Annotated in this window: 25 protein-coding genes; 20 read left to right on the top strand and 5 right to left on the bottom strand. The window is 65.1% G+C overall.

Going from position 1 to position 26,384, the window contains the following annotated elements; translation table 11 throughout:
• Positions 1–7: 7 nt before the first annotated feature.
• The 4 genes from galU to LOC60_RS16140 all read left to right on the top strand — a co-directional run bounded on the left by galU (position 8) and on the right by LOC60_RS16140 (position 3,911).
• A complete protein-coding gene (gene galU / locus LOC60_RS01530) occupies positions 8–913 on the top strand; it encodes a UTP--glucose-1-phosphate uridylyltransferase GalU (protein ID WP_230021039.1) in 906 nt (301 codons plus the stop codon).
• A 6-nt stretch (positions 914–919) separates the two neighbouring features.
• The gene (locus LOC60_RS01525) at positions 920–1,534 is read left to right on the top strand and encodes a GNAT family N-acetyltransferase (RefSeq protein WP_230021037.1); all 615 of its coding nucleotides are present in this window, start codon (positions 920–922) and stop codon (positions 1,532–1,534) included.
• 300 nt (positions 1,535–1,834) lie between these two features.
• The gene (locus tag LOC60_RS01520) at positions 1,835–2,611 is read left to right on the top strand and encodes a hypothetical protein (protein ID WP_230021036.1); all 777 of its coding nucleotides are present in this window, start codon (positions 1,835–1,837) and stop codon (positions 2,609–2,611) included.
• A 28-nt stretch (positions 2,612–2,639) separates the two neighbouring features.
• The gene (locus LOC60_RS16140) at positions 2,640–3,911 is read left to right on the top strand and encodes a phosphotransferase (protein WP_230021035.1); all 1,272 of its coding nucleotides are present in this window, start codon (positions 2,640–2,642) and stop codon (positions 3,909–3,911) included.
• Between the two features lie 27 nt (positions 3,912–3,938).
• Here the strand turns inward: LOC60_RS16140 and LOC60_RS01510 are convergent, their stop codons facing one another.
• Positions 3,939–4,415 carry an Lrp/AsnC family transcriptional regulator gene (locus LOC60_RS01510; protein ID WP_230021031.1) on the bottom strand — a complete coding sequence of 159 codons (477 nt, stop codon included), beginning with the start codon at positions 4,413–4,415 and terminating at the stop codon, positions 3,939–3,941.
• Positions 4,416–4,548: 133 nt separating this feature from the next.
• On the opposite strand from LOC60_RS01510, the gene LOC60_RS01505 reads away from it, so the two are divergent.
• The 8 genes from LOC60_RS01505 (at position 4,549) to LOC60_RS01470 (ending at position 12,386) form a co-directional block, all read left to right on the top strand.
• Positions 4,549–5,796, top strand: coding sequence for an MFS transporter (locus LOC60_RS01505; RefSeq protein WP_230021030.1), 1,248 nt, complete (start codon positions 4,549–4,551; stop codon positions 5,794–5,796).
• A gap of 36 nt (positions 5,797–5,832) precedes the next feature.
• The gene (locus LOC60_RS01500) at positions 5,833–6,810 is read left to right on the top strand and encodes an N-acetylglucosamine kinase (protein WP_230021029.1); all 978 of its coding nucleotides are present in this window, start codon (positions 5,833–5,835) and stop codon (positions 6,808–6,810) included.
• Positions 6,800–7,243 carry an NUDIX hydrolase gene (locus LOC60_RS01495; RefSeq protein WP_230021028.1) on the top strand — a complete coding sequence of 148 codons (444 nt, stop codon included), beginning with the start codon at positions 6,800–6,802 and terminating at the stop codon, positions 7,241–7,243. The genes LOC60_RS01500 and LOC60_RS01495 overlap by 11 nt, the downstream gene beginning before the upstream one ends.
• Before the next feature lie 267 nt (positions 7,244–7,510).
• Complete coding sequence (locus tag LOC60_RS01490; RefSeq protein WP_230021350.1) at positions 7,511–8,611, top strand: ABC transporter ATP-binding protein; 1,101 nt, start codon at positions 7,511–7,513, stop codon at positions 8,609–8,611.
• A 1-nt stretch (position 8,612) separates the two neighbouring features.
• The gene (locus LOC60_RS01485; RefSeq protein ID WP_230021027.1) at positions 8,613–9,371 is read left to right on the top strand and encodes an ABC transporter permease; all 759 of its coding nucleotides are present in this window, start codon (positions 8,613–8,615) and stop codon (positions 9,369–9,371) included.
• A 2-nt stretch (positions 9,372–9,373) separates the two neighbouring features.
• Entirely contained in the window at positions 9,374–10,135 is a 762-nt protein-coding gene (locus LOC60_RS01480; protein ID WP_230021025.1) for an ABC transporter permease, read from the top strand.
• The gene (locus LOC60_RS01475; protein ID WP_230021347.1) at positions 10,135–11,085 is read left to right on the top strand and encodes an ABC transporter substrate-binding protein; all 951 of its coding nucleotides are present in this window, start codon (positions 10,135–10,137) and stop codon (positions 11,083–11,085) included. The genes LOC60_RS01480 and LOC60_RS01475 overlap by 1 nt, the downstream gene beginning before the upstream one ends.
• A gap of 83 nt (positions 11,086–11,168) precedes the next feature.
• Positions 11,169–12,386 carry a pyridoxal phosphate-dependent aminotransferase gene (locus tag LOC60_RS01470; RefSeq protein WP_230021024.1) on the top strand — a complete coding sequence of 406 codons (1,218 nt, stop codon included), beginning with the start codon at positions 11,169–11,171 and terminating at the stop codon, positions 12,384–12,386.
• 145 nt (positions 12,387–12,531) lie between these two features.
• Here the strand turns inward: LOC60_RS01470 and LOC60_RS01465 are convergent, their stop codons facing one another.
• Positions 12,532–12,759, bottom strand: coding sequence for an exodeoxyribonuclease VII small subunit (locus tag LOC60_RS01465; RefSeq protein ID WP_230021023.1), 228 nt, complete (start codon positions 12,757–12,759; stop codon positions 12,532–12,534).
• 58 nt (positions 12,760–12,817) lie between these two features.
• On the bottom strand, positions 12,818–14,086 hold the full coding sequence (gene xseA, locus LOC60_RS01460; protein ID WP_230021020.1) for an exodeoxyribonuclease VII large subunit: 1,269 nt from the start codon (positions 14,084–14,086) through the stop codon (positions 12,818–12,820).
• Between the two features lie 147 nt (positions 14,087–14,233).
• Here xseA and LOC60_RS01455 point away from each other — a divergent pair, with 147 nt between their 5' ends.
• Positions 14,234–15,061 carry a hypothetical protein gene (locus LOC60_RS01455; protein ID WP_230021014.1) on the top strand — a complete coding sequence of 276 codons (828 nt, stop codon included), beginning with the start codon at positions 14,234–14,236 and terminating at the stop codon, positions 15,059–15,061.
• Between the two features lie 67 nt (positions 15,062–15,128).
• A complete protein-coding gene (locus LOC60_RS01450) occupies positions 15,129–16,214 on the top strand; it encodes a 4-hydroxy-3-methylbut-2-enyl diphosphate reductase (RefSeq protein WP_230021012.1) in 1,086 nt (361 codons plus the stop codon).
• Here LOC60_RS01450 and LOC60_RS01445 read toward each other — a convergent pair.
• Positions 16,211–17,884 (bottom strand): HNH endonuclease, encoded by a 1,674-nt coding sequence (locus LOC60_RS01445; RefSeq protein WP_230021011.1) that lies wholly within the window; start codon positions 17,882–17,884, stop codon positions 16,211–16,213. The two genes, LOC60_RS01450 and LOC60_RS01445, sit on opposite strands and share 4 nt — an antisense overlap.
• A gap of 170 nt (positions 17,885–18,054) precedes the next feature.
• On the opposite strand from LOC60_RS01445, the gene ychF reads away from it, so the two are divergent.
• From ychF to LOC60_RS01425, 4 genes are all read left to right on the top strand, one after another.
• On the top strand, positions 18,055–19,140 hold the full coding sequence (ychF, locus tag LOC60_RS01440) for a redox-regulated ATPase YchF (RefSeq protein WP_229949860.1): 1,086 nt from the start codon (positions 18,055–18,057) through the stop codon (positions 19,138–19,140).
• 352 nt (positions 19,141–19,492) lie between these two features.
• Complete coding sequence (locus tag LOC60_RS01435; RefSeq protein WP_146361237.1) at positions 19,493–20,059, top strand: hypothetical protein; 567 nt, start codon at positions 19,493–19,495, stop codon at positions 20,057–20,059.
• A 770-nt stretch (positions 20,060–20,829) separates the two neighbouring features.
• Positions 20,830–21,306, top strand: a complete 477-nt coding sequence (locus tag LOC60_RS01430) for a hypothetical protein (protein WP_230021009.1) — start codon at positions 20,830–20,832, stop codon at positions 21,304–21,306.
• A gap of 16 nt (positions 21,307–21,322) precedes the next feature.
• Positions 21,323–22,447 (top strand): SPFH domain-containing protein, encoded by a 1,125-nt coding sequence (locus LOC60_RS01425; protein ID WP_230021000.1) that lies wholly within the window; start codon positions 21,323–21,325, stop codon positions 22,445–22,447.
• Between the two features lie 574 nt (positions 22,448–23,021).
• Here the strand turns inward: LOC60_RS01425 and LOC60_RS01420 are convergent.
• A complete protein-coding gene (locus tag LOC60_RS01420; RefSeq protein ID WP_230020999.1) occupies positions 23,022–23,639 on the bottom strand; it encodes a hypothetical protein in 618 nt (205 codons plus the stop codon).
• 929 nt (positions 23,640–24,568) lie between these two features.
• On the opposite strand from LOC60_RS01420, the gene LOC60_RS01415 reads away from it, so the two are divergent.
• A complete protein-coding gene (locus LOC60_RS01415; RefSeq protein WP_230020997.1) occupies positions 24,569–24,733 on the top strand; it encodes a hypothetical protein in 165 nt (54 codons plus the stop codon).
• A gap of 531 nt (positions 24,734–25,264) precedes the next feature.
• Entirely contained in the window at positions 25,265–25,912 is a 648-nt protein-coding gene (locus LOC60_RS01410) for an SDR family NAD(P)-dependent oxidoreductase (protein ID WP_230020989.1), read from the top strand.
• Positions 25,913–26,384: the final 472 nt, after the last annotated feature.

The following is a 26,384-nucleotide window of genomic DNA, read 5'->3' as shown; positions in this document are numbered from 1 at the left end:
TACGACTATGACGACGTCACGCCCCTCCATAACCAAAGCCGTAATTCCCGCCGCCGGTCTGGGTACACGCTTCCTCCCCGCCACCAAGGCCATGCCGAAGGAAATGCTTCCCGTGGTGGATAAGCCCGCCATTCAGTACGTGGTTGAAGAAGCCGTAAACGCAGGCATGCCGGACATTCTTATGATCACGGGGCGGAACAAGCGCTCCCTGGAGGATCACTTCGACCGTGTTCCCTTCATCGAGAAAACGCTGGAAGACAAGGGCGATCTCGACAAGCTCGCGTTGGTGCGGGCGGCATCGGAGCTCGGCGAAATCCACTACCTTCGCCAGGGCGATCCGAAGGGGCTTGGCCACGCCGTGCTGCGGGCAAAGCTGCATATCGGCGACGAGCCCTTCGCGGTCCTGCTTGGCGATGACCTGATTGACGCCCGCGATGAGCTGCTGGAAACGATGGTGGAAGTCCAGGCCAAGACGGGCGGATCCGTTATTGCCCTGATCGAGGTGGATCCGGAGCAGATCAGTGCCTACGGCTGTGCGGATATCTCCGTGGTCGAGGGCGAGGATTACGTCCGCGTCAACAAGCTCGTGGAGAAGCCCGACGTCGATGACGCGCCTTCGAACCTGGCCGTGATCGGCCGCTATGTCCTGCATCCCTCGGTCTTCGGTGTCCTCGAAGAAACCGGTCCGGGCAGGGGCGGCGAGATCCAGCTCACCGACGCGCTCCAGACGCTGGCGGCCGCCGAAGGCGAAGGCTCAGGGGTCTACGGCGTGATCTTCCGCGGCCGCCGCTATGACACCGGCGACAAGCTGAGCTACCTCAAGGCAGTGGTTTCCCTGGCCTCCGAACGCGAAGACCTCGGCCCGGCCCTGCGGGACTGGCTGAAGGATTTCACCAGCACCCTCGAAGACTAATTGCCCATGTCGGTTTCATGGCCGGTGACGCTGGAGAGCGACGACGTCATTCTCCGGCCGATCCGGCACCGGGACCGGCGGGAATGGACCGACGTCCGGTCCCGCAACGCCCGCTGGGTGGGTCCCTGGGAGGCCAGCAATCCGGTGCCCGGCGGCGAGCCTCCAACCTTCGGCGACATGGTGCGAAGCCTTAACCGCCAGGCACGCCAGGACTCCGCCCTGCCGTTCCTCATCACGGAGCGGCAGGATCCTGCACGGCCGCCGGCGATCGTGGGGCAGCTGACGGTTTCCACCATCGTCTGGGGATCAGCCCGGATGGCGACCCTCGGATACTGGGTGGACCAGGGGAGGGCAGGCCGGGGTATTGTGCCGACGGCTGTGGCGCTGGCAACGGACCATTGTTTCCAGGCCCTCGCCCTGCACCGGATGGAAATCAACATCAGGCCGGAGAACGGTCCGAGTCTCCGGGTAGTCGAAAAGCTGGGTTTCCGGGACGAGGGCATGCGGGAGCGTTACCTGCACATCGACGGCGAATGGGCCGACCATCGAAGCTTTGCACTCACCGCCGAGGAGGTGCCGGAGGGGCTGTTGAACCGATGGAAGTCCCGCCGGGAACGCTAGTTGACAATTTTCCCACGCGACACGCCGACACACCGAACGTAATGCGCCTGCCGGTGGCCCCGAGCTTCTACCGTCGTAAGTGTGGACTTCCCTCTAAACAGCTCATTGGTGCTGGCACTTGCCGTTGCACTATGGCTGGTGTGGGTGGGTCCGTATTTCCTTAGACGTCCAGCTACTTCCGCGGCGCAGACAGCAGCACAACCAGCAGCACAAACAGCAGCACAACCTGCCGCACGCAGTCTTGCCGCCAACACCATCCGCCCGCCCGCCTCACCCGACAAGGGGTCCCAGGGGATCATTATGAACAACATCAGCAATACGCCCAGCGGGGGCGGGTCAATGCAGGTCCATAGCCAGGGGCAGCCAGCCGTGCGTCCCGTGCAGCCGGCTCCTGCGTTCCATATCCGCACCGGCCGTACGGCCCTGGCCGCCACCGGCGTCCTTGCCATCCTGGCCGTGGTTGTCGGCACGGTTCTTGCGGCCTTCACCTCCGTGTCCTGGCTTCTCCCTGCCGCCGGCCTGGCGGCCATAGCCGCAGTGGTGGCGATGCTCCGCTCGCTCGCGGTGCGGGACCGCAGGCTCCGGGTGGAAAAGGCGTTCCGTGCAGCTATGGGACCGGAACCACGTTACGTTTCGGACCGGACCGCTGCAGCGCTGCCCGAAGAGGCTCCGGCCCCGGAAGCGCCGGACGCCGAGCCGCAGCCCGAAACGGTCCTGTTCGACCGCGAGTCAGCTGCCGTGCCGGACCAAAGCGTAGCCGTCGCCGGCGCGGTCCCGGCCCGGGCCCCCGTTGACGAGCTTCGCACCGAGGCCCTGAACGTGGCAGCAGCAGCCGTCCAGCCGCCGCCCCGGCCCAGCACCACCCCGTGGCAGCCCGTGGAACTGCCCAAGCCGGTGTACGTTGACGCGCCCAAGGCGGAGCGTCCGGCACCCGAGCCGATAGCCCTCGAAGCCCCGCGGTCCGTCGCCAACACGCCGCTGCGTCCCGCCGCCGCACCGGCTGTGCCCGCGCAGCAGGAGCGTCCGGAGACCGGCAAGATCAACCTCGACGACGTCCTGCAGCGCCGGCGGGCCTAGGCACCAGGCAAAGGCCGCGGACCCTGCCGTGCCGGCCGAGGACAGGATCCGCCACGGACGGGCAGTAGACGCCGTCTCGATTCTGGGCGGCCCCGCCATGCGGGGCCCCCTCCAGGACCTGCTGCGGTCCCGCGGGCTAAGCCTGGAGCACTGGGAACACCTGCGCACCCACCACCGGCCCGGGGGAGCCGTCTCGGCCCTTTACCGGGTCCGGTGCAGCCGGCGCCAAACCCGGTCTGCCCCTGCCGGAACAGCCCCCGAAGCTTCCCTGACCCTTCACCTCGGGGCAACCACTGTGGATGCCCCGTGGGACGCACCCGCAGCCCCTGCAGGGTTCGAAAGCGCCGCCGCAAGGATCGCCGGGCTGGACCTGCACCTCTGGTTCCACCCCCATGACCCCGTGCTTCAGTCCCTGCCCTGGGCCACCGATGCCGACGCCGTGGCGAGGGACGTATTCGGCGCAGCCGGGCCGGCCCGGCTGTCGCTTGCCGCCTACCGGCCCCTCCGCCGGGCAGTCGTCAGGGCACAGCATTCCGGCCAAGCGGCCTACCTGAAGCTCCTCCCTCCGGCGCAGATGCCCGCCCTGTACCGGCGGCACCGGCTGCTCGAGGGCAGCGGCGTACCGGCCCCGCAGCTGATGCCGGGCATTGGGGCCCCGGCACGCGACGCCGCGGTCCTGGGTGCATTGCCCGGCACCTCCCTCTTCCGGCTCCTGGTCGACGACGGTGCCGCCCCGGTGCGCCCCGAAGTCCTCCTGGAGCTGCTGGACGCACTGCCTGCCGGAGCGCTGGACCTGCCGCTGCGCCGGCCCTGGGCGGAGCGGACAGCGGATTATGCCGCGGCGGCCGCAGCGGCCGTTCCTGCAGAACGAAACGGCATCTTCGAACTTGCCCGGGGTATCCGGGACATAGCGGCCTCGGCACCGACAGGGCCGCTGGTGCCGGTCCACGGTGACTTCCACGAAGGCAACCTGCTGCTGAGCGGCGGAGCGGTCACCGGGCTGCTCGACGTGGACGGGCTGGGCCCCGGGCACCGGGTGGACGACCTGGCCTGCCTGCTGGGCCACCTGGCTGTCCTCGCCGCAGCCAATCCCTCCCGTCCGCAGCTGGCCCGGGCCTTCGCCGGCTACCGGCAGGTCTTCGAAGGCGCGGTGGATCCCTCCGCACTGAACGCACGTGCTGCCGGCGTCGTGCTGACCCTCGTGTCCGGTGCCCGCGCCGGGCGGGGTATGAGCCGGATCCAAAACGCCGGGATCCGGTTGGACGCGGCCCGGCAGCTGCTCCGCGCGGCCGGTCATTAGGCAGCTGCAGGGCAGCAGGCCGGGCGCTCAGGCCGGAGGCGGGACCAGTTTTTCCAGCAGCGGTTCGGTCCGGTACGGGATGTGCTCATGCAGGGCCAGGACCGTTTCCGTACGGATCACTCCCTTGATCCGAAGGACGGAACGCAGGGCCTGCTGCAGCTGCTGGGTATCCGTGGCCGTCATCCTGCACCACACATCGCCGCGGCCGGAGATCTCGTGCACCTCCAGGACCTGGGGGAGTGTGCGAAGTCCGGAGATGACGCCGTCGAGTTCGCGGTGGTTCACCTCGATGGTGACAAAGGCCTGCACGTCATAGCCGAGCTGTGTGAGGTCGACGTCGCGGCCGGACCGGCGGATGACCCCGGTCCGCAGCAGGTGCCGGACATGGGTCTGGGCGGTGTTGCGGGCAACACCCAGCCGCTCGCTCAGGTCACTGATCTGCGCCCTTGGATCCCGCACCAGTTCCAGCAGCAGCCGGCGGTCCAACGGGTCCAGATTGGCCATCTAGCGCATCTCCTGTCAGCTGCCTCGAAAAATATTGAGCGATTCGATCAATAGAACACTCTAATGTGTCTTCCCTGCTCCGCGACACTTCATCCTGTAGGAGCATTAGCTACAAATAGGATGGAAGTGCCCCGTGACAGTGCTCAGTGAGCTGCGCATGCAGCCCGCCGCCCGCACAAGGCGGAAGGAGTGGGACGCGGCCATCCGGCCCCGGCTGCTCCTGACGCTGGCCGTAATGAGTACGCTGCTGATCGGCGCGAACCTTGCGACCCCGCTGTACCCGCTGCTGGGTGCGTCCCTGGGCCTGTCCTACTTCGGCGTGACCCTGGCCTTTGCCTCCTATGTCCTGGTCCTGGTCGCGGGCCTGCTGCTGGTGGGGCACTGGTCCGACTACATCGGCCGCCGTGCGGCACTGGTGCTGGCCGGCGTCGTTTCCCTCGCCGGAGGACTGATTTTCGGCACCGCCACCGGGGTCGGCGCCCTGATGCTCGGGCGCGCCCTCCAAGGCGCCTCCGTGGCCCTGGCCACCGGAGCCAGCTCGGCGGCGCTGCGCGAACTGCTGCCGCATAAACCCGAATGGGCCACCCGCTTTACCCTGCTCGTATCGGCCGGCGGGGTGGCGGCCGGACCGGTGATCGGCGGACTTCTTTCCCTGCTGCCCGCGCCCACAATGACGCCTTTCCTCATCCACTCCGCGGTCCTCGCAGCGCTTTTGATCCCGCTCTGCATGCTGAAGGCCCGCCCGGCTATTTCCGTAGCCGAAGGGCCGCCGCTGGCCATGCTGCGTCCGCGCAAGCCCGCAGTCTCCCACCGCGCCCGCACGCAGTTCTGGATTGCCTCCAGCACCGGATTCCTCAGCTTCGCGGCCTTCGGGTTCTGCCTTTCCCTGGCGCCTACCTACTTTTCCTCGATCGCGGGCACCACCTGGCGCCCCGCCATCGGACTGCTTGCAGCGCTGGCACTGGGTGCATCGGCGGTCAGCCAGCTCACCGGCATCCGCGGCCGGTACACGGCTCCCGTCGGCCTGGCAGCCATGGGCACAGGCATCGCACTGATTCCCGTGGCCGGGGCCACCGGAAGCCTCGTGCTCCTGACTGTTGCCTGCCTGACGGCAGGGTTCGGCCAGGGCATGGCGTTCCGGGTGGTGTTCAACGAAGTTGCCGCGGCCGTTGAGGCTGCCGAGCATGCCCGGATCATCAGCACGGTCTACGTCATCACCTATCTCGGCAGCGCCATCCCGGTGCTGGGACTCGGAGCAGCGGGCGGTATCTGGGGCCTGGACGTTTCGGTGGCCTGGTTCTCGGGCCTGATCACGGCCGCCTGCCTGGTCCTGGCCGTCCTGAGCCTGCGGCGGAACAGGCGCCGCGTCTCCGCCGGCTAGGTTCGCCCCGCACCGGCGGGAAAGTAGGGTGGACGAATGCAAGCATTTCCTCCTCCCGCTGCCCGCGGCTCCGACCCGGGACCTGGCCGCCGCGACGCCGGGCCGGACACCATCGGCCTCGACATCGGCGGCACCAAGACGCACGGCATCCGCCTGCACCGCGGTATCCGGACAGCCGAAGCCATCGCCGGCAGCGCCAACGTGCAGAACGTCCCGGTGGAGGCGGCACGGGATTCCCTCGCAGAAGTTTTCGCCGCGCTGGGAACCGACGGCGTTGGCCGGGTGATAGCCGGCTCCGGGGGAGTGGACACGGACCGGGACGCGGCCGCCCTGCGTGCACTGATCGCCGAGCACGTCCCCGGCGCCGTCGTCGACGTTATCCATGACACCCGGCTGATCCTCGCGGCAGGCGAAGCTTCGGAGGGTATCGCGGTCATTGCCGGCACCGGTTCCGTGGCCTGGGGTATTGACGGCTCCGGGCGGCAGGCCCGCTCGGGCGGCTGGGGCTATCTGCTCGGTGACGAGGGCAGCGGCTACTGGGTGGGACGCGAAGCCGTCCGCCACACGCTCCGCCGCCGCAACCTTGACCTCGCACCGGATTCCCTGAGCCTGGCCCTGCTGCGGGAATGCGGCGTCGCGGACCCCGAATCGCTGATCGGCCTGTTCCACGGGCCCACCGACCGCCGCTACTGGGCGGGCAGGGCGGGGCTGGTTTTCGACGCAGCGCAGCAGGGGAACCCGGCGGCAGCGGCAATCGTGGAGGAGGCCGCGGGGCACCTGGCGGGATTGATCCTCGACGTCGCCGGCGTCCTGCAGCTCTCCGGGCCCGTGGTGATCGGCGGGGGACTGGGCATGCACCAGCCGCTGCTGCAGGATCTGCTGCGCAGCAGGCTGTCCGCGGCCGGACTGACCGATGTCCGCTTCCTCACCACCGACCCCGTTTTCGGGGTGGCCTATCTCCTGGCTGCCGGAAACAACGGTGCGGATTCAACGGGTGCCGGCAATGTCCGCTGACTTCGACGTCCGGGTCGGGGCCTATGCGGTGATTGTCCGTGAGGGGCAGCTGCTCCTGGCGCACTGGAACCAGCACGGCAACTCCCGCTGGACACTCCCGGGAGGGGGACTGGAACGGGGCGAGGACGCCCCCGCCGCCGCGGTCCGGGAAGTGCAGGAGGAAACCGGCTACGAAGCCCGGCTCGAGGAGCTGCTGGGCGTGGACAGCATCTTCATCCCCGCGGAAAAACGCATGCGCGGCGAACCCCGGATGCTGCACGCCCTGCGGATCATCTACCGGGCCACGCTCATCAGCGGCTCGCTGCACCATGAACAAGGCGGAAGCACGGACGAGGCCGCCTGGGTACCGCTGGACGAGGTTCCGGCCCTGGCCCGGACCGAGCTGGTGGACGCGGGGCTGCGCCTGCTGGCCTCCGGCCGCCGGATACCCTGAGGCGCAGCCCGGTCCTGTCCCTCTTCGTTCCGTTCCAGAACAAATCCCGCACCGCTATGACGCTGGACTACCGCCGCACCTGTGAAATACCGTGATGCTTCACGGCAGGTCGCGAGCTGCCCGGCACTCCGGCACCCCCACGGAAGGCATGCACCGATGACTCCGCCGCCAGAACCCGCTGATAGTTCCGTTTCCGCCGAGCCGCCCGCCGAGCCGCCCCCCGAGCCGCCCGCCGAGCCGCCCGCCGGCACCGCAGCCGGCCAGCCGATGATCCGGTTCCGGTCAGTGACCAAGACCTACGGCGACGCCGCGCCGGCGGTCCGGAACCTGGACCTGGACATCGGGCGGGGTTCCATTACGGTTTTCGTTGGCCCGTCCGGCTGCGGCAAAACCACCTCGCTGCGCATGATCAACCGCATGGTGGAGCCGACGTCGGGCACCATCGAAGTTGACGGCCGGGACATCTCCACCGTCAAGGCCGCGCAGCTGCGGCGTTCCATGGGCTACGTGATGCAGTCCTCCGGGCTGCTGCCGCACCGGACGGTCTTGGACAACGTGGCCACGGTTCCGCGCCTCAACGGCACCCCGCGGCGCGATGCCCGCCGCCGGGCCGCGGAACTGCTCGACGTCGTCGGACTGGCCTCCGCCCTGGGGGACCGGTACCCCGCCCAGCTCTCCGGCGGCCAGCAGCAGCGCGTGGGTGTTGCCCGTGCCCTCGCCGCGGACCCGCCGGTGCTGCTGATGGATGAACCCTTCAGCGCCGTGGACCCGGTGGTGCGGGCCGAGCTGCAGGACGAACTCCTGCGGCTGCAGCAGGAACTCTCCAAGACCATCGTCTTCGTTACCCACGACATAGATGAAGCGACCATCCTGGGGGATAAGGTGGCGGTCTTCGCCACCGGCGGCAGGCTCGCCCAGTACGCCGCGCCCGAGGAGATCCTCCGGGCGCCGGTGGATGACTTCGTGGCGGGGTTCGTGGGGCGGGACCGCGGCTTCCGGCACCTGTCCTTCCAGGACGGCAACGCAGTTCCCCTGCATCCGGTGCAGCTCATCACCGCTGACCGGCTGCCGGACAGGACCGCAACGGCGGACAGCGGATGGGCACTATGCGTGGATTCCGACGGCGCACCGCTTGGCTGGGTGCCGCCGGGACGCCGGGACGCGGTCACCGGCACCGCGGACCTGGTGCCGGGAGGCTCCCTCTATCCGGCGGGTACGAGCCTGCGCCGGGCGCTGGACGCTGCCCTGTCCTCACCGTCCGGGCTGGGCGTTGCCGTGGACGCGGCAGGGCGGGTGGCCGGCGTCGTACGGCCGGCGGAAATCCTGGCCCTGATCGAGGCCGCACGCCTGCAGCGGACCGGGAGCTGACATGGAATGGTTCCTGGCCCACACCGATGACGTCTTTCGGCTCAGCGGGCTGCACCTCTACCAGTCACTGCTGCCCCTGGTCATCGGCGTGCTGATTGCCCTTCCCCTGGCCCAGCTGGTGCGCGGCCGGCGGAAAATCCGGGGCTTTGTCCTGTCCGCAGGTTCACTGCTGTACACGATTCCGTCGCTGGCCCTGTTCGTCACCCTGCCGGCTCTTCTGGGAACCCGCATCCTGGACCTCGCCAACATCATCGTGGCGCTGACCATCTATGCCGTGGCCCTGATGCTGCGGGTGGGCATCGACGCGTTCGACTCCGTCGACGACGGCGTGCGCCAGGCCGCGGTGGCCATGGGCTACCGGCCGCTGCGCCGGTTCCTGACGGTGGACCTCCCGCTGTCCGTTCCGGTGCTCATTGCCGGCCTGCGCGTGGTCTCGGTCAGCAACATCTCCATGGTCAGCGTCGGGGCCCTGATCGGCGTCGAAAACCTGGGGTTCTTCTTCAGCGACGGCCTGCGCCGCTTCTTCCTGACCGAGATAGTGGTGGGAATCATCGCCACCCTTGTCCTGGCCTTCCTGATGGACCTGCTGCTGGTGCTGATGCAGCGGTTCCTCACGCCCTGGACCCGGGCCGGTGCTCCCGGCAGGGGCGCACGGCGCCGCTCCGGCGGCAGCGGCGGCACGGACGGTGAAGGCCGGCCACGGCCCGCCCGCCCGGCGCCGGTGGCGGCTGCGCCCGACGTCGCCTTGAAGGGGGCATAGGCATGGTGGGCATCCCCCGAACCGACTACACCAGCACCAACGCCCTCGGCCAGGGCGGAGAATGGCTGATGGATCCGGCCAACTGGACCGGCCCGGCCGGCATCCCGGTACGGACCCTGGAACACCTGCAGTACACCGGGCTGGCCCTGCTGATCGCCGCGCTCATCGCCGTTCCGCTGGGACTACTCATCGGACACACCGGCCGCGGGCAGGTTGCGGTGGTGGCGGTTTCCGGGCTGCTGCGGGCGCTGCCCACCCTGGGCATGCTTACCCTGTTCGTCCTGCTGGCCGGGCTGGGCCTGATGCCGCCCATCTGGTCGCTGGTCCTCCTGGCCGTCCCGCCGCTGCTGGCCGGCACCTACGCGGGAGTCGCGTCGGTGGACCGGACCGTCGTCGATGCTGCCCGCAGCCTGGGGATGACGGAAGCGCAGGTACTGTTCCGGGTGGAGGTCCCCAACGGCATGCGGGTTCTCCTGGGCGGACTGCGCGGTGCCACCCTTCAGGTAGTGGCGACGGCGGCAGTGGTGGCTACGATCAATCTGGGCGGCCTGGGCCGCTACCTGATCGACGGCCTGGCGGTGGGGGACTACGGACGGGTCTTTGGCGGGGCGGTCATCATTGCCCTGCTGGCGCTCGCCGTGGACGCCGTGATTGCGTTGGGATCGCGCTTTCTGATCCCGTCAGGACTCGGCCGCCTCGACGCGGCCGGTAAATCGACCGGCGGCGGAGTATCCGCCGTCGGCGCACAAGGAGGAAAACAATGATGCAGCACCCGCGCCCCAATGCACGGCGGAAGGCCCTGGCGGTCCTGGCCGGCGGTATGGCCCTGGCCCTGGCCGGCTGCAGCGGAGGAGGGGACCCGCTGGAGAATGAAAACACGCCGGAAGCTTCCGGCAGCAGCACCGGGCAGGCACTGGTGGTGGGATCCGCCGACTTCCCGGAGAGCAGCACCATCGCCGAGATTTATGCCGGCGCCCTCAATGCGGCGGGCATCGATGCCGAGACCCGTCTCGGCATCGGCTCCCGCGAGGTCTACGTGCCCGCACTCGAGGACGGCTCCATTGACCTGATTCCCGAGTACACCGGAGCGTTGCTGGTTCATGTGGACCCGGAAACGGATCTGGTGGACGCCGGCGAGATCGTGGAGTCCCTCAGCGAGAAACTGCCGGAGAACCTGGTGGTCCTTGAGCCCTCCGACGCCGAAGACAAGGATGCCATGGTGGTCACTGCCGCCACGGCGGAGAAGTACCAGCTCGAGAGCATTGAGGACCTGGCAGAGGTGTGCGGCGAACTGACCCTCGGTGCACCGGCCGAGTTCGCTGAGCGGACCCAGGGCCTGGCCGGCCTGAAGGAAAAGTACGGCTGCGAATTCAAGGAATTCACTGCCATCGGTGACAGCGGCGGCCCACTGACCGTTGACGCCCTGCTGAACGACGACGTCCAGGTGGCGGACATCTACACCACCACCCCCGCCATCGAGGAAAACGGACTGGTCGTCCTGGAAGACCCGAAGCAGAACTGGCCGGCCCAGCAGGTCATCCCGCTGATCGCCGACGACCGCGTGAGTGACGAGGCCCGGGAGGTGCTGGACGAGGTTTCCGCCCAGCTGACCACCGAGGACCTCATTGCCCTGAACCAGGCCGTCAGCGGTGACCAGAAGCTCGACCCGGCAGACGCTGCCCAGGACTGGCTGGAGGAAAAGGGGCTGGCCTGAGCTGCACCTTTCCCGGCTGACGGCGGCGTCCTCTACAGCGAAACATACGCTGTGGGGACGCCGCCCTGTGGCATCCTAAGGAAATGGCAGAATTCAAGCAGTCGCATAAACTCCACAACGTCCTGTATGACATCCGTGGACCGTTGCTCGAACACGCGCAGCGGATGGAAGCAGCAGGTCACCGGATCCTCAAGCTGAACATCGGCAATCCCGCGCCGTTCGGATTTGAAGCGCCCGAGGCCATCCTGGTGGACATGATGCGGCACCTGCCCAAGGCGCAGGGCTACAGCGATTCGCGCGGCATTTTCTCCGCCCGCACCGCCGTGGTGCAGTACTACCAGGGCCGCGGCATCAACAACATCGACGTCGACGACGTGTACCTGGGCAACGGCGTCAGCGAACTGATCACCCTGTCCCTGCAGGCGCTGCTGAACAACGGCGACGAAATCCTCGTCCCCGCCCCGGACTACCCGCTGTGGACCGCCTCGGTTTCCCTGGCCGGCGGCACGGCGGTGCACTACATGTGCGACGAATCCGAGCACTGGTGGCCGGACGTGGACGATCTCGCTTCGAAGATCACCGACCGTACCAAGGGCATTGTCCTGATCAACCCGAACAACCCCACCGGTGCCGTCTACCCGGAGCACGTGGTGAAGTCGATCGTGGATCTGGCCCGCAAGCACGGCCTGATCATTTTCTCGGACGAAATTTACGAAAAGATCCTTTACGACGACGCCGTGCACGTCAACGCCGCAACGGTCACCGGCGACGACGTCCTCTGCCTGACGTTCAGCGGCCTGTCCAAGGCGTACCGGATAGCCGGCTACCGCAGCGGCTGGATGGCCATCTCCGGTCCGAAACAGGATGCGGCGGACTACATCGAAGGCATCAACCTGCTGGCGAACATGCGCCTGTGCGCGAATGTTCCCGCCCAGCACGCCATCCAGACCGCCCTCGGCGGGTACCAGAGCATCAATGACCTGATCCTGCCCGGCGGACGGCTGCGTGCCCAGCGCGACAAGGCACACCAGATGCTCAACGACATTCCCGGTGTCAGCTGCGAGCTGGCCCAGGGCGCCCTGTATCTGTTCCCGCGCCTGGACCCTGAGGTCTATCCGATCAAGGACGACGAACAGTTTGCCCTGGACCTGCTGAAGCAGCAGAAGATCCTGGTGTCAGTGGGTACGGCCTTCAACTGGGTGCGCCCGGACCACTTCCGGATGGTGACGCTGCCCAATGTGGAGGACATCGAAGACGCCATGACCCGGCTGGGCGAGTTCCTGAGCAGCTACAAGCCGTAGGGGGCAGGGCAGGGGACAGCCCGCCGCCCCTTAGCGCAGCGAACCGCCCCTGGCCTCGCAGGCTCGGTCAGGGACCCTGGTTCGCTGCTTCCCCGCTCGTTCCTCGCTCGGCGATGCGGGGCTCACGGGCTGTCCCAGCCCCGCCTTACTCGCCGGTTGCCTGGCCGCGCGCCGCGTCCAGGCGCTGGCGGGCGCCTTCGAGCCAGGATTCGCAGCGGTTGGCCAGGTGCTCGCCGCGCTCCCACAGGGCCAGGGATTCCTCGAGGCTGGCGCCGCCGGTTTCGAGCCGGCACACTACGGTCAGGAGTTCGTCGCGGGCCTGCTCGTAGCTCATGGCCTCGATGTCTGCGGGTACTGCTGGTGTTTCACTCATGGCTTGTCCTTTTCGGTCTTCGGTGATGTTTTCGATGATCAGAGCAGCGGGGTGCAGGCTAGCGGGTGCCTTCGGTGGCCGTGAGCTCACCGACGGCCACGCGGATCCGCAGCTGTGCGGCGGAAGGGACCGTACCGGCGTCGCGCACCACGGAGCCGTCCTGCAACTGGACCACTGCGTATCCGCGGTCCAGGGTGTTCTGCGGGGAAAGCGCGCGGACCTGGGCACGCAGGTGCCCTATCCGGTCCGCGTCGCGCCGAACTTCGGCGCTGACGGCGGACATCGCCCGGGAGCGGAGGCGGGAGATCTCTTCCCCGCGCCGTTCTACCATGGACAGCGGTGCGGCCAGGGCGGGACGGGAGCGGATGTGGTCCAGCCGGTCCGTTTCCCGGCCCAGCACGGTGGTGAGGATCCGACGCAGCTGCGCGCGGGACTGGCGGATCCGTGCCAGCTCCTCGCCGACGTCAGGTACCACCCGCTTGGCGGCATCGGTGGGTGTCGAGGCACGCAGGTCGGCGACGTCATCGAGCAGGGGCCGGTCGGCCTCGTGGCCGATGGCGCTGACCACCGGCGTGGATGCGGCCGACACCGCCCGGACCAGGTCCTCATGGCTGAACGCCAGCAGGTCCTCCAGCGAGCCGCCGCCGCGGGCAATGATGATGACATCCACTTCGGGCATGGCGTCGAGTTCCGCCAGGGCGCGGCTCACCTCAGCCACGGCGTTGACGCCCTGCACGGCCACCTCCCTGACCTCGAACTCGACGGCGGGCCAGCGCAGCGCGGCGTTGCGCATCACGTCCTTCATGGCATCGGAGTTCCGGCCGGTGATCAGCCCGATCCTCCCCGGCAGCAGCGGCAGCGGCAGCTTGCGGTCCTCCCGGAAGAGGCCTTCGGCGGCCAGGGCATGCCGCAGCCGTTCAATCCGGGCCAGCAGGTCTCCCAGCCCCACCGGCCGGATGTCGCGGGTCTGCATGGACAGGCGGCCCGTCTTGACCCAGAAATCGGGCTTCACCAGGGCCACCACCCGCGCGCCGCGTTCCAGCGGCAGCTCCAGCCGGTTCATGACCGTGCTCCACGCCGTCAGCGAGAGCGAGACCTCCGCGTCGACGTCCCGCAGGGTGATGTACGAGGCATTGGCGCGGCGGTTCAACTCGATCACCTGGCCCTCCACCCAGGTGGCCGGGGCGCGGTCGATGTAGCTCTTGAGGTTCTTCGAGAGCAGCGCCAGCGGCCAGGGGTTCTCCGGGGTCGTCTGCGCGGCAGTCGCGGGCAGGGTGGTCTGCTCCGGGGTATTCTCGGGACTCAACGGTCCGCTGTCGTCTTGCATGTTGATGCTCCCGCAGTGGATTGGAACTGGCTCTCGGGCCGGTGGAGGAACCGGCCCAGGCTTAATGTCTATCAGGTGCTTCCCCCGGTCCGGTTCCGCCGGCCGCCCTCAGGGCCTGCCGGACCCCACGGACAAGGAATTTTCTCTATGCGCACATTCGTCTCAGCCGTTCTCGGCCTGCTCGCCGTCCTGCTTGCCGTGGCGGCTTTCTGCGGAGCGTGGCTGAACACGAACGTGGTCTCGGAAAGCGGCTTCGTTTCCCTGGGCGAACCACTGGCACAAGATGAGGGCTTCCAGCGCGAACTCGCGTCTTCCCTGTCCGCGGAGGCCGCCGGGTCCGTGGACGTGCCCGCACCGTTGGCCGGACTGGTGGAGCCGCTGATCACCTCCGCCGTGGAGCAGGTCCAGACGCTGCCGGAGTATCCCGAGGCGTGGAATGAAACCCTGCGCCGCTCGCATGCACTCACCTTCGGGGATGCCGCCGGCGGGACCGCGGCGGCACTGACCCTCGACGTCGCGCCGCTGGTGGGGCTGGTCACCGGGAGTGTGGGAGGCGAACTGGGCGTGACCGTGCCGGCAGCGGAGCAGGTGCCCGTGGAAATCGGCGGAGCCGGCCACGCGGAGCTGATCCGAAACGCCGAGCGGGCGGGCGAGGCCTGGCCCATGCTGGCGCTCGCGGCCGCCGTCGCCGGTCTCCTTGCACTGCTCGCCGCACGACGCCGGACCACCGCGTTCGCGCTAATGGGTCTGGGGGCGGCGCTCGCCGGGGGAGTGCTGTGGCTGGCGGCCGGGATGGTGCCGGGACAGGTATCCGCACAGCAGTTCGGCAGTCCGGTGGCATCTGCGTTCGCCGAGGCCTTTGCCGGCCAGGCGGCAGCCAGCCTGCGTACCTGGACCATCGGCCTGATGCTGGCCGGGGCCGCCGCGTTCGTGGCCGGGATGCTGGCGCGGGTCCTGGCGGGTTCCCGGCGGTAGGTCTGCTGTGAGCGTACCCACGGCCCGCGGGGACGGGATCGCAGGCCCCAGCCGATAGCATAGGTGCATGACCAGCACAGTTATCTCCGTGCCTATGCCCACCGTGCCCCGGCGGCGCCGCACCCCCGAGGAAGTGGCAGCTGCCGCTCCCGTTTTCGGTCCGCGGCGCGTGATGCTTGCGGCACCGCGCGGCTACTGCGCCGGAGTGGACCGCGCGGTTATCGCCGTCGAAAAGGCGCTGGAAGCCTACGGGCCGCCCGTTTACGTCCGGAAGCAGATTGTCCACAACCTGCACGTGGTCACCACCCTGGAGGAAAAGGGTGCCATCTTCGTGGACGAGACCGATGAGGTCCCCGAGGGAGCCCGGCTGATTTTCTCCGCGCACGGCGTTTCACCCGCCGTCGTCCAGTCCGCCAAGGACCGGAACCTGCAGACCATTGATGCCACCTGCCCGCTGGTCACCAAGGTGCACCGCGAAGCCGTCCGGTTTGCGCGCGACGACTTCGACATCCTGCTGATCGGCCACGAAGGCCACGAAGAGGTCGAGGGTACCTACGGCGAAGCGCCGGAGCACATGCAGATTGTCAACGGCCCCGAAGACGTGGACAAGGTCACCGTCCGCGACCCGGACAAGGTCATCTGGCTCTCCCAGACCACGCTGAGCGTCGATGAAGCCATGCACACCGTCAATCTGCTGCGCGAACGCTTCCCGTCCCTGCAGGATCCGCCCAGCGACGACATTTGCTACGCCACCTCCAACCGGCAGGCAGCCATCAAGAAGATTGCCCCGGAAGCAGACCTGGTGCTGGTGGTCGGGTCGGCGAACTCCTCCAACTCCGTCCGGCTGGTCGAGGTGGCGCTGGAGTACGGTGCCAAGGCCTCCTACCGCGTGGACTTCGCCAACGAGGTGGACGAAAGCTGGTTCGAAGGCGTGGCCACGGTGGGTGTCACCTCCGGCGCCTCCGTGCCGGAAAACCTGGTCCAGGACGTGCTGCACCTCTTGTCCCAGTACGGCTACGGCGACGTCGAAGAGGTAGTGACTGCCGAAGAGGACATCATCTTCTCCCTGCCCAAGGAAATCCGCGCCACGCTGAAGGCCATGGGGGACTCCTCCTACGGCCTGGGCGGACGCCGCCGCGCCGACGAAGCTTAGCCCGGCTGGGGCGGAGCCGTCGACAGATAGCGGTGACCGGACGGCGTAGTGATTTCCACGGTGTGCCGCTCCCACACCCGCGAGTGGACGTCCTGCCGGTGGTGATCCCTGCGGTCCGGAGAAGCTTCGGCTTGGTGCATGCCCGCAGCGAGTTCATTGTTTTTGCCTTGCGGGCCCGGGACCTTTCCAGCAGGCCCGATGGCCTGCGCACTCCAGCCCGGGGCTTCCTTCGCGTGGTTGCAGGCTTCACAGAGGCCCTGGATGTTCGCTGCATTGGTCGTTCCTCCGTTTCGGTGCGGCCGGATATGGTCTTGATGCCTGACCGGTGCGCTGCACCACGGCGTTCGACAGGTCTGGTCCCTGGCCGTGATGAACCGTGCCAGGGAAGCCGGTACGAAGCGCGCCCTGGAGTCCATCGCGATTAGTTGCCCGGACGACGGGGCCGTGTAGAGCCGCCGCAGCCAGATGCCGGCTGCCGCTGGAGAGCCGCCGGGTCCGGTGGATCCGGCAGGGCCGGCGGAACCACTAGCAACGCCGGCGCCGTCGGTGAACCCGTCAGGGCCGGTGGAACGACTGGCAGGGCCGGTGCCGTTGGTTGAATCGGCAGCGGAATCCGCCGGCGTCGATCCGCCTGGATCTTCGAGCCCTGCTCCGTTTCGCACCACGGCCCGCGCCCAGCCGGAGGGGACAACGCCGTAGCCGCTGAGATAGGCGGGTTCAGCAGATCCCGCCAGGAGCGTCCGGTCGGTCATGACCAGTTGCACTTCGACGGGAACGTTCCCGGCGTGGGCCTGCCCGGTGATGCGTTCGACCATGGTGTCTGCCATGATCTGTCCCCGGCCGCGCGAATCGCCCCGGGACCGCAGCGAATCCGCTTCCCGGCTCAGGGCCGCGAAGACCGCTACGCCCTGCGCCACCGGCAGGAGGCCGGTGAGATACGTCATGGTGTCCGGGGCCGGGCGGCAGGAGACATAACGGTCCGCCTGGGCCTTGGCCGCACGGCGGACCAGCGCTTCCTGGTCAATGCGGTAGGTAAGTCTGCGGATCTCACCGAGCAGGCGGCCGTCACCGAGTCCTTCCAGCTTTTCAGGGTCGCCGGCGATTTCCTGATCCACGAGCCGCCGGTTTTCCATGGACAGGCATGCGGTCTCGCGTACGAGAAGGGTCGCGCGCCATTCACTGATGCGCCCCTCCGACAAGGCACGGAGCGTGTCGGGCATTTCATGGGTCAGGGCCTTGGCGAAACCCAGAATCCGGCCGCCGCGTGCCGGGGATTCACGTCTGGCCAGCGCCACCTGTGCCGCCGCACCCTTGCCCTGCTGTTCTGCCGGGATTCCTGCCCGCGCATGTGCAGCACGGGTCGACGCATCAAACGCGGCAGCAGCACGGGCCTGCGCCGCACTCGCGGCAGCCTTCAGCTCCTCGAGACAGCGCAACCGGTCAATAAGCACGGCATCTGAGTCTGCCGCGATACCCGCCAGAGCTTCCGCGGACGAAAGTTCCCGGAGCCAGGACGTGATTGCGGTGACGGACCCGGTTGCGGCGACCAACGCCGTCGGCGCCGGTTGAGAAGCGGAAACGGAAGCAGCAGCAGCTGCCCCGGCCGCAGGTATTTTCCTGCCGGCGGAGGCGGGACTTACGCTCTGCGCCCCTTGTAATGATTCGAACATGTGTTCGAGAATATGGGCTGCCCTTAGCACCGGCACCGGGGATATTGGCACCTGGGGAAAGGTGCTGGCCTGCATTAGACGGCAGCATCCCTGTGGAGGGACCGTGCGTGTGCGGGCCGAATTTCCGTCGCTGCTAGAGGTGCAGCCTGCGCCCGGTATCATTTACTAACGTGGCTCTTACTATTGGCATCGTCGGCCTGCCCAACGTCGGCAAATCAACCCTGTTCAATGCGCTGACCCGCAACAACGTGCTGGCGGCGAACTATCCGTTCGCCACCATCGAACCGAACGTCGGCGTCGTGTCCCTTCCCGACCCGCGGCTGGCCAAGCTGGCCGAAATCCACGGTTCGGCGCGCATCCTGCCCGCAACCGTGTCCTTCGTGGACATCGCCGGGATCGTCAAGGGCGCTTCGGAGGGTGAGGGTCTGGGTAACCAGTTCCTCGCCAACATCCGCGAAGCCGAAGCCATTGCCCAGGTCATCCGCGTGTTCGATGACCCCGACGTCATCCACGTGGACGGCAAGGTGGACCCGCGTTCGGACATGGAAACCATCAACACCGAGCTGATCCTGGCTGACCTGCAGACGCTGGAAAAGGCGATCCCGCGGGTGGAGAAGGAAGTCAAGATCAAGAAGCGCGACGCCGCGCAGCTGGCCGCCATGGAGGCCGCCCGCACCGTCCTCGAACGCGGCGACACGATCTTCTCCTCCGTCGCCAGCGACAAGCTGGACATGGAACACCTGCGCGAACTGAGCCTGCTCACCGCCAAGCCGTTCATCTACGTGTTCAACGTCGACGACGCCGTGCTGGGCAACCCGGACCGCCAGGCCGAACTGCGCGAACTGGTGGCACCGGCAGACGCGATCTTCCTCGACGCCAAGCTCGAAGCCGACCTGGTGGAGCTGGACGAAGAAGAAGCCCGCGAGATGCTGGAAATGAACGGCCAGGAAGAATCCGGCCTGGACCAGCTGGCCCGCGTCGGCTTCCACACCCTCGGCCTGCAGACCTACCTGACTGCCGGCCCCAAGGAAACCCGCGCCTGGACCATCCGCAAGGGAGACACCGCGCCCCAGGCCGCCGGCGTCATCCACTCCGACTTCCAGCGCGGCTTCATCAAGGCCGAAGTTGTGTCCTTCGACGATCTGGTCGACGCCGGCTCCATGGCCGAGGCCAAGTCCCGCGGCAAGGTCCGCATCGAAGGCAAGGACTACGTCATGGTCGACGGCGACGTGGTTGAGTTTAGGTTTAATGTATAGATTCTTCGTCTGATTCAATAGAAATGCCGCCCTCACCGGAAACATTGAGGGCGGCATTTCTTGTTTACGGATCGAGGGTTGTATCGTCACCAGCCTTCGCGGATCTCGTGCGGTACCGCCCACGAGCCTTTGAAGAGGAATAGCCAACACGGGTCACGACTTAGTTCGCCTCCGGAGGCCCCGATCCCAGCGGACATTTCCGATCGGGGCCTGTAGCTTTGAGCGAACCATTTACTGAAGGCAGGTCGAATGCGATGCTTGGCACCAACGGCTGTTCTCCGTCCGGCCGACAAATCAAGGAGTCACTATGTGGGGAATGGGGCTTAGACGGCGGGCTGTTTGGCCAAAGGAAATGACCATCCGGATTGATGACCACGCGCAGAACCTGAAGATGCTTCTCTTTATCCGACAGGCATGGATGATCGCCCAGGACATCGAAATTCCGGAACTCAGCCCTGTGCCTGCGACGGGTGCATCGAAGATCCCGGCGTCAGCAAGCCGTGAGGTATGGGATGAACGCTGGAAGCAGCAATGGGACCGCAGCTGGGACTGGTTCAACGTAAGCACAGTTCAAAACGAACCGATCTCACAGGAAGAGATGCAAAAACTCTCGAGCCCTGGACAGGAACTCCACCCGATTGTGCCACCGTTCTGGCCCGTCGAATACGGCGAGGATGGGGTAGATCTGGTGGCCTTCAATACGTGGGATAAACAGACAACGCCGAACTTTCCTTCCCGGTCCGAACAAGATAGCCTTCCGGCGCTGGTTAAGGCATGGCAAGACGGGCTCACGACGATCATCGTACTGCCCTATTTGGGGTACTTTGCGCAGCGTCTCAACGGCAGTCATCTTGTCATCTCAGCTGAAACCAGGAACGACCCGAAACTCTACACTGAGGCACTCCAAACCAGTCGCTGATACCAAGAAGCGCCCAGGTGGCAAAGGACGGCGGCGCCGCTGGCAGGGTCCGGTGCCGCGCGCCGGCGGCAGGACCTCCGGCGCGGGAGCGGGGTTCCGTCAGCGGCCCATGCTGCCGCCGCCGGAGACATTCCTCAGATCAACCGGGACGTAACGCTCGGCTTCCCCTACCTCGAAGGTAATCTGACTGCGAATGTAAGAGGTTGATTGGCTACGGAACGTGGTGGAGTTTAGATTTAATGTCTAGATTCTTCGCCTAAAGCATTGAAAAAGCCGCCCTCACGGAAACGCCGAGGGCGGCTTTTCTTGTACCCGAATCGATAGCTATATAGCCATATGACCCTTTGGAACAGAACCGGAGCAGTGCAGTCTATTGCTGAGTCGTCCGCGTCTGGCTTGGGGAGCCGGGTCATCGAGGATGGCTGGCGCCCCAACCAGGGAATTGGTCCGGCGATGAGTGAGTCGAGGACGACATTTCAGAGGAGGCAACGTGCCGAAAGAGGTCCCGGGGTATGAGCCCGCCGTCCGGCGGCCTCCCGATTGGTGACAGTGCGATGAAGCAGAAAGAGGTAATGCACGAACTGTCCCTCGGGTGACTCTATGCTGGGGTGGAGGACTGCCAGCTTGCCAGGGTGGGCCAACAGCATCATTGTTTACGGCCCATACAGGAGAGATCAGTGGCGGGATACAATCTTCAGCCCAACGAGTCGTTTGTGCATAGGTATGAGGGGGTGCTCCACGGTGGATTCTTAGCGGTTTACACTGACGAGTTGATCCTCACCAGTCAGAACCTTGTGCTCATCAAGAAGGGCGCTTTCGGCAACAAAAAGGGATTTAAGGTCTTCCCACTTCGCGAGATCAAGATTTTCCAAGGTCAAGCTCAGGCGCTTCTCGGCAAGCGGAACGGCTCACCAGCCCTGGACGTGTATTTCCACAATGGCACGGAACACTTCGGCTTCCCGAACAAGAAAGAAGCCACCTTCTGGTCTAAGAAGATCAACGAGGTTATTACTGGCGCCCCGGCTGCCTCGCTCAACTCTTCAGGAGCGGAGAAGGTTGCAGGGGCCGTGAAAGACACGGTGGACGCCTTCAAAGATACCTTTGGATTCAAGTCCAAGGGTGAGATCGCCGCCGCTGCCGCAGCGGTGCCTGTCGCGAGTGATTGCGGTTCCTGCGGCGCCCCAGTCTCAGGCGTCCGGGGGCAAGCCATCGTCTGTGGCTACTGCGACACTCCTATCCGACTCTGACCGAGGCGACACTGCAATGGGCATCATTCAAGCATTTACAGGCGCACTAACTGGCACCTTTGCTGACCAGTGGAAGGACATCATCACAGCTGGCCACTTCGACGAGGGTACGGCAATAGTTCCGGGCGTCCTTAAGCAGACAAACAATGGTCGAGGCACGAATTACAAGGGGTCAATGGGGGTCATCTCCAACGGTTCCAAAATATTCGTGCCCGAAAATACTGCCGCCGTCATTTTCAGTCAGGCCGGCATCGAGGCCATTATTACTCAGAGTGGGGGCTATGAGTACCAGAACGGCCAGAGCAGCGTCTTTAACGGCGAAGGTGTCATGGAGTCGTTTGTTGAGCAGATAGCCGGCCGCGTTGGCTTTGGCGGACAGGCCTCAGACCAGAAGCATATTGCCTTCGTTAACCTCCGGGAGATTCGAGGTATCAAGTTCGGCACTCGAGGACCGCTCGTTTATAACGACCTGTTCTATGGCACGGATTTGGAGATCAGGGCATTCGGTACCTTCTCACTGCGGATCGTCAACGTGGAAACGTTCATCAGGAGCTTCGTGCCTGCCAACGTTTTCCACTACAGCTTCAACACCCAGGAGGCCCGTCAGCAGCTCGTCTCCGAGTTCATCCAGTCCTTCACGGTAGCGCTGAACTCGCTGTCATCGATGTTCCGCATTTCACAGCTACCCTCTCAGGCTCACACGATCGCCGCCCAGATCTCGGCTGGCAGCATTGGTGCGCGGAGCTGGGCTGAGCGCTTCGGCATCGAAGTGGTCAATGTGGGCATCGAGAACATCGAATTCACTCCCGAAGCGCGGACCCTGGTCAAGCAGTACTCCACAAACGTGATGAACCTCAAGGCCTACGAAAATGTCTCACAGCAGTCCTCGAACATTTCTGCACAGCAGACAATCGCTCAGGGTGTGCTGGCACACGGACTCGGTGATGGCGGCGGGACGATCTTTGGCATGAGTCTCGCACATGGCATGAACACTCAGACAGGGGCGCAGGCAGGTCAGACAACCATGCTGTCCTTCGATGAGCAGATCGAGGCTGTGAAGAAGATGAAAGAACTGATGGACGCAGGGCTTCTCTCGGAGGGGGAGTTCGCAGCGAAAAAGCGGGAGATCATGGGGCTGTAGCCCGACTCGTCCAACGACTGCGTTTCCGCTTAGGCAGAGGCGCGGATGTCAGCGATTTGAGACGCCGACGATGGTTCCTGCAGCAGACCCCGATATTTCTGTCGCACGGCGTCAAGCGCCGGCAGCCAGGATCACGCGAGCGGCACGTTCTCGTTCTCGAGCATTGCCAGTGCTGCCCGCAGCAGTCTGTCGGAATTGGTGAGCTAGGCGTCCTGTAGCGCGACTACCTGCGCGGGGGAGAGGTCTGGGAACGTGCTGTGATCGGGCCGTGAGGCTAGCCTCGATTATGTCTCTGAAACTCCTGGTTGTGAGGTTATTCGGCTACGGAATGTGGTGGAGTTTAGGTTTAATGTCTAGATTTCTCTTCTGAATCAATAGAAATGCCGCCCTCCGCGAAAACGTAAGAGGGCGGCATTTCTATATCGGGGGCAAGCTTTGATAAGTGTCTATTCCGGCAGGCGCCAGTCGGTTACCTCCGACTGCTTGCCGACGATGCTTACACCACCAATCAGGATTTCTCGCCCGCAGGCGCCCGAAATACCTAGTCTAAACAAGGACGCGGCGCTGCGGGCATCTACCCTGCGAACTCAAAGGCGACGGTGACCTCGGGATCGACGCCTGCGATGATCCCGGAGTAGAACACTTTGGCCTGCTCTTTCAATTCTGCTTCGTTTTGGCTGATGTACTTCTGCTTGTTCTCGTCGCTGAGAATGTTGTTGATCATGCGGGTTTGAACGGCTGGCGGTGCCAGCCAGCTAAGCGCGTTTTTGTCCTCGACGGCGTCCTCGAACACGGGCTCGTCAAAGCCGATGCCGATGAATTCAGGGATAGTCACGAGAAACGACTCTGGGCCGGTGGGTTCGATCTTCACCTGTGACCCATCGATGCCTAATTTTGCGTCGAACTTGTACTGGATCAGCGTCGTTGTCTCGCTCGCGGGTATGGCCACGCCGAGTATCTCGCGATTGCTTTCGGCTCTCGCGACACCCTCGATGTAAAGGCTCAGCAGGGCGACCTCTTGGATGCGCGTGACGGACTGAACCACCTGGGAATCGCGTTCGCTCGAACTGCTGGTGAACAGCGAATTGAAAGTGAGTCCACCGAACGCTAAAGCGGCGCCCATTCCCGCGAGAACCAAGAAGGTGATCAGCAGGAGCGGCCAAAGCAGAACCCGTGCTTTGAAAAAGTTCATTACGATTAAGTCTCCAGTTTCGTTCGACGTCGAAACGCCTTCGGAATTCCGCGGTGTTGAATGGTCACAACAGATCGCCGCGTCAAGTCACCTCGAACCATATACGCAATTGGGAGTTGGCCGATTATGGCGCGCCTTCCGACCTAGATATGCGGCTGCCAGCCGATGCGGACGTGTCGGGCGCCCTGAAGCCGGAGGTGGGCGGTTCCCTTGCCTCGGGGTCGACTGGCAGCTTCCAGAGGGTATTCGGCTACGGAATGTGGTTGAGTTTAGATTCAATGTCTAGATTCTTCGCCTGAAGCATTGAGAAAGCCGCCCTCACGGAAACGTCGAGGGCGGCTTTTCTTGTACCCGAATCGATAGTTTTTCGAGAAGTAAATATCCTAGTGGGGTTCCTGGTCCAGAAGTGCTTTGGACGGTCGTAAACGGAAGGAATCTCCGGTCGACAGATGGTTCATTTCTTACGGTGGATCCGGTGTTGGCGGTCCGGTGGGCGTGGCGCTGATTGGTGCCGCATCCGTTGGTTCCGGCCGTTATCAGCGGTGGGCTCAACGGCTCCGGTGGACCCATCGTTCGGCACCATGAGTTATCAAATTAGTATCAAGGGGGAACAGGTTTAATTGGGTAAAGGAGAGGAGGATGAATTGAACCCACAAGCCGAGGGCAACGTCTCAGCGGATCCGCCGAAGAAGCAGTCACGGTCTTTGAAGAGTAATTTGGCCTTTTGGGGAATTTTGCCCACCTTTGGGGTGCTCGTCCTAGCGCTAACGGTTGGACCGTGGGTTATCAACTCCTATGACGACGACCACCGGGTTCGAATGGAATGCACTGTCACAGATGCTGAGGGAGGCACCTACAGTGGTGCCGGTCGTAATGTCGGATCAAGGACGGAGCTAATCATCAGGACGTCTGACTGCGGGACATTGTCCTTGATTCATGAATTTGACCAGGCGGCCAACGAGGTGATGGCCGCTGAGCTGGCGCAGGGAGGTAGGTTCGAGTTCGAACTGGGCCAGGCGACGCGCACCTTGATGGGTTTCTTTGACGTCATCGGTATGACACCCGTGGTTTCGTCATACGAAAAAGTCGACTGACTCAGCTGAAGTCTAGGTGTTCTGCCTCCCAGAGACTGGTGGGCAGACGACCCAGCGCACCCGTCCGTTTTGATTCACAGGGCTGCCCGTATAAGCAACGCCCAGGGCCTTCTGGCCGGGGCGTTGCTTATACGGGCAGCCGAACTAGCTGTTGGCGGGCCTTGCCGTTACCGGCCGCGTTTGGGGCATGTGTTAAAGATCAAGAAACGCCCCCATTCAGTGTTGCCTGAAATCTCGGACCTGAGCTTCGCGTTTTTGGTGTTCCTACGGGGACCGAGTCTGCTCTTCGAGGAGACCGAGCGGACGATGAGCAACGATCCGCTGAGAGGGGATCAGGCGGGGACGTAGGCAGGGTCGGCGGGTCTGGTCGGCCTTCGGCGGGACTCATCAAGAGGTTGCCTGGCTACGGACCGTGGTGGAGTTTAGGTTCAACGTCCAGCTCTCAACGGATTGCTCGAGGAAGGCCCGGGATGCTCAGCGCATTCCGGGCCTTTCTGTCTTCGCCCTCGATCGGGACAACATTGATAGGCAGTGCCTAGATCCGCGCGTGAGCTCGCTGCTCGCGGTTACCACGTCCTCGCCGGCGTCAGACGGGACGAGGACGCTGACGCGATCCGCGCTGAGCGCATCGAACCGGTGATGCTGGACATCACCATTGGCAAACACGTCGAGGCGCTCGCCGCCCGAGTCGCCCTTGATCCTCAGGCGCGACTGCTGCGAGCGGTGATCAACAACGCCGGGATCGAGATCAACGCTCCCATCGAGGTCCTCCCGCTCGACACATGGCGGGAGCAGTTCGAGGTCAACCTCTTCGGACACATACGGGTCATCCAGGCGTTGCTGCCCGCTTCGCAGGGCATCCAAGTCGTGATCGTCCAGTCCGGCGGAGTGAAGACCCCGATGGCGGCCAAGAGCGGGCCGCTCTCCCTCAAACTCGCACTGGGTATGAACAGGGAGCATACCCGCCTCTACGGGGCCTTGATCTCTTCAACCGTGAGCTTCCTGTCCTCGTTCCTGCAGCGGGCGATGACGGCAGACCAGGCCGCGAAAAAGATCACGAAGATCGCCACCACCAAGCGTCCTCGAACCAGATACGGCCTCGGCACGGATGCTGCCTTCACCCTGCCAATGGCGCGGCTCCTGCCTGCCCGCCTCATGGATCGAGTCGTCCCCCGATAGCTCAGTAAACCCGCAGGAGCAACACTCGTGCACTCGACCCGCATTCTGTCACCCGGCACCGCACTGCAACGCGCTCGAAGCCTGGGCGACCTGAGACGAGACAGCCGCCCGCTGGGGCCGGAAGCCGGAGGTTAGGGCAAGCCGACGTGCACTTTGGAATTGCCGAGAGGGACATAGGGGATTGGTACTTCACCGCGGTCCGCGGCACTAAATAAACGACGGCATGTAGAAGCGCGTCACCGATGCCCGGATTTCGGTCAACGACCGTACCAGAGCCGAGCACCATCCGAAGCCACTTTCAACTGAAAGCACGGGCAAGAAAGTGGCATGTTTCAGGTACCGCAGGCGCGCCCGGATACGGGCGAACGCGGCATTTCTACGAGAAGCGGGGATTCCTTCCCCTGGAGGAGACGGACCTCTGGGGAGAAGCTACGCCGTGCCTGATCATGGTGAAGCCGATAGCCCGGCGCGC

This window comes from Arthrobacter sp. zg-Y769, from assembly GCF_020907405.1.
GTDB lineage: Bacteria > Actinomycetota > Actinomycetes > Actinomycetales > Micrococcaceae > Arthrobacter_B.
This window is presented reverse-complemented; position numbering and strand designations above follow the sequence as displayed.

Bases quoted from the DNA above. Each gene is read 5' to 3' on its own strand.
- galU (WP_230021039.1), top strand. From the start codon at position 8: ATGACGACGTCACGCCCCTCCATAACCAAAGCCGTAATTCCCGCCGCC.
- LOC60_RS01525 (WP_230021037.1), top strand. From the start codon at position 920: ATGTCGGTTTCATGGCCGGTGACGCTGGAGAGCGACGACGTCATTCTC.
- LOC60_RS01520 (WP_230021036.1), top strand. From the start codon at position 1,835: ATGAACAACATCAGCAATACGCCCAGCGGGGGCGGGTCAATGCAGGTC.
- LOC60_RS01510 (WP_230021031.1), bottom strand. From the start codon at position 4,415: ATGGCCAATCTGGACCCGTTGGACCGCCGGCTGCTGCTGGAACTGGTG.
- LOC60_RS01500 (WP_230021029.1), top strand. From the start codon at position 5,833: ATGCAAGCATTTCCTCCTCCCGCTGCCCGCGGCTCCGACCCGGGACCT.
- LOC60_RS01495 (WP_230021028.1), top strand. From the start codon at position 6,800: ATGTCCGCTGACTTCGACGTCCGGGTCGGGGCCTATGCGGTGATTGTC.
- LOC60_RS01490 (WP_230021350.1), top strand. From the start codon at position 7,511: ATGATCCGGTTCCGGTCAGTGACCAAGACCTACGGCGACGCCGCGCCG.
- LOC60_RS01485 (WP_230021027.1), top strand. From the start codon at position 8,613: ATGGAATGGTTCCTGGCCCACACCGATGACGTCTTTCGGCTCAGCGGG.
- LOC60_RS01480 (WP_230021025.1), top strand. From the start codon at position 9,374: ATGGTGGGCATCCCCCGAACCGACTACACCAGCACCAACGCCCTCGGC.
- LOC60_RS01475 (WP_230021347.1), top strand. From the start codon at position 10,135: ATGCAGCACCCGCGCCCCAATGCACGGCGGAAGGCCCTGGCGGTCCTG.
- LOC60_RS01470 (WP_230021024.1), top strand. From the start codon at position 11,169: ATGGCAGAATTCAAGCAGTCGCATAAACTCCACAACGTCCTGTATGAC.
- LOC60_RS01465 (WP_230021023.1), bottom strand. From the start codon at position 12,759: ATGAGTGAAACACCAGCAGTACCCGCAGACATCGAGGCCATGAGCTAC.
- xseA (WP_230021020.1), bottom strand. From the start codon at position 14,086: ATGCAAGACGACAGCGGACCGTTGAGTCCCGAGAATACCCCGGAGCAG.
- LOC60_RS01455 (WP_230021014.1), top strand. From the start codon at position 14,234: ATGCGCACATTCGTCTCAGCCGTTCTCGGCCTGCTCGCCGTCCTGCTT.
- LOC60_RS01450 (WP_230021012.1), top strand. From the start codon at position 15,129: ATGACCAGCACAGTTATCTCCGTGCCTATGCCCACCGTGCCCCGGCGG.
- LOC60_RS01445 (WP_230021011.1), bottom strand. From the start codon at position 17,884: ATGTTCGAATCATTACAAGGGGCGCAGAGCGTAAGTCCCGCCTCCGCC.
- LOC60_RS01435 (WP_146361237.1), top strand. From the start codon at position 19,493: ATGACCATCCGGATTGATGACCACGCGCAGAACCTGAAGATGCTTCTC.
- LOC60_RS01425 (WP_230021000.1), top strand. From the start codon at position 21,323: ATGGGCATCATTCAAGCATTTACAGGCGCACTAACTGGCACCTTTGCT.
- LOC60_RS01420 (WP_230020999.1), bottom strand. From the start codon at position 23,639: ATGAACTTTTTCAAAGCACGGGTTCTGCTTTGGCCGCTCCTGCTGATC.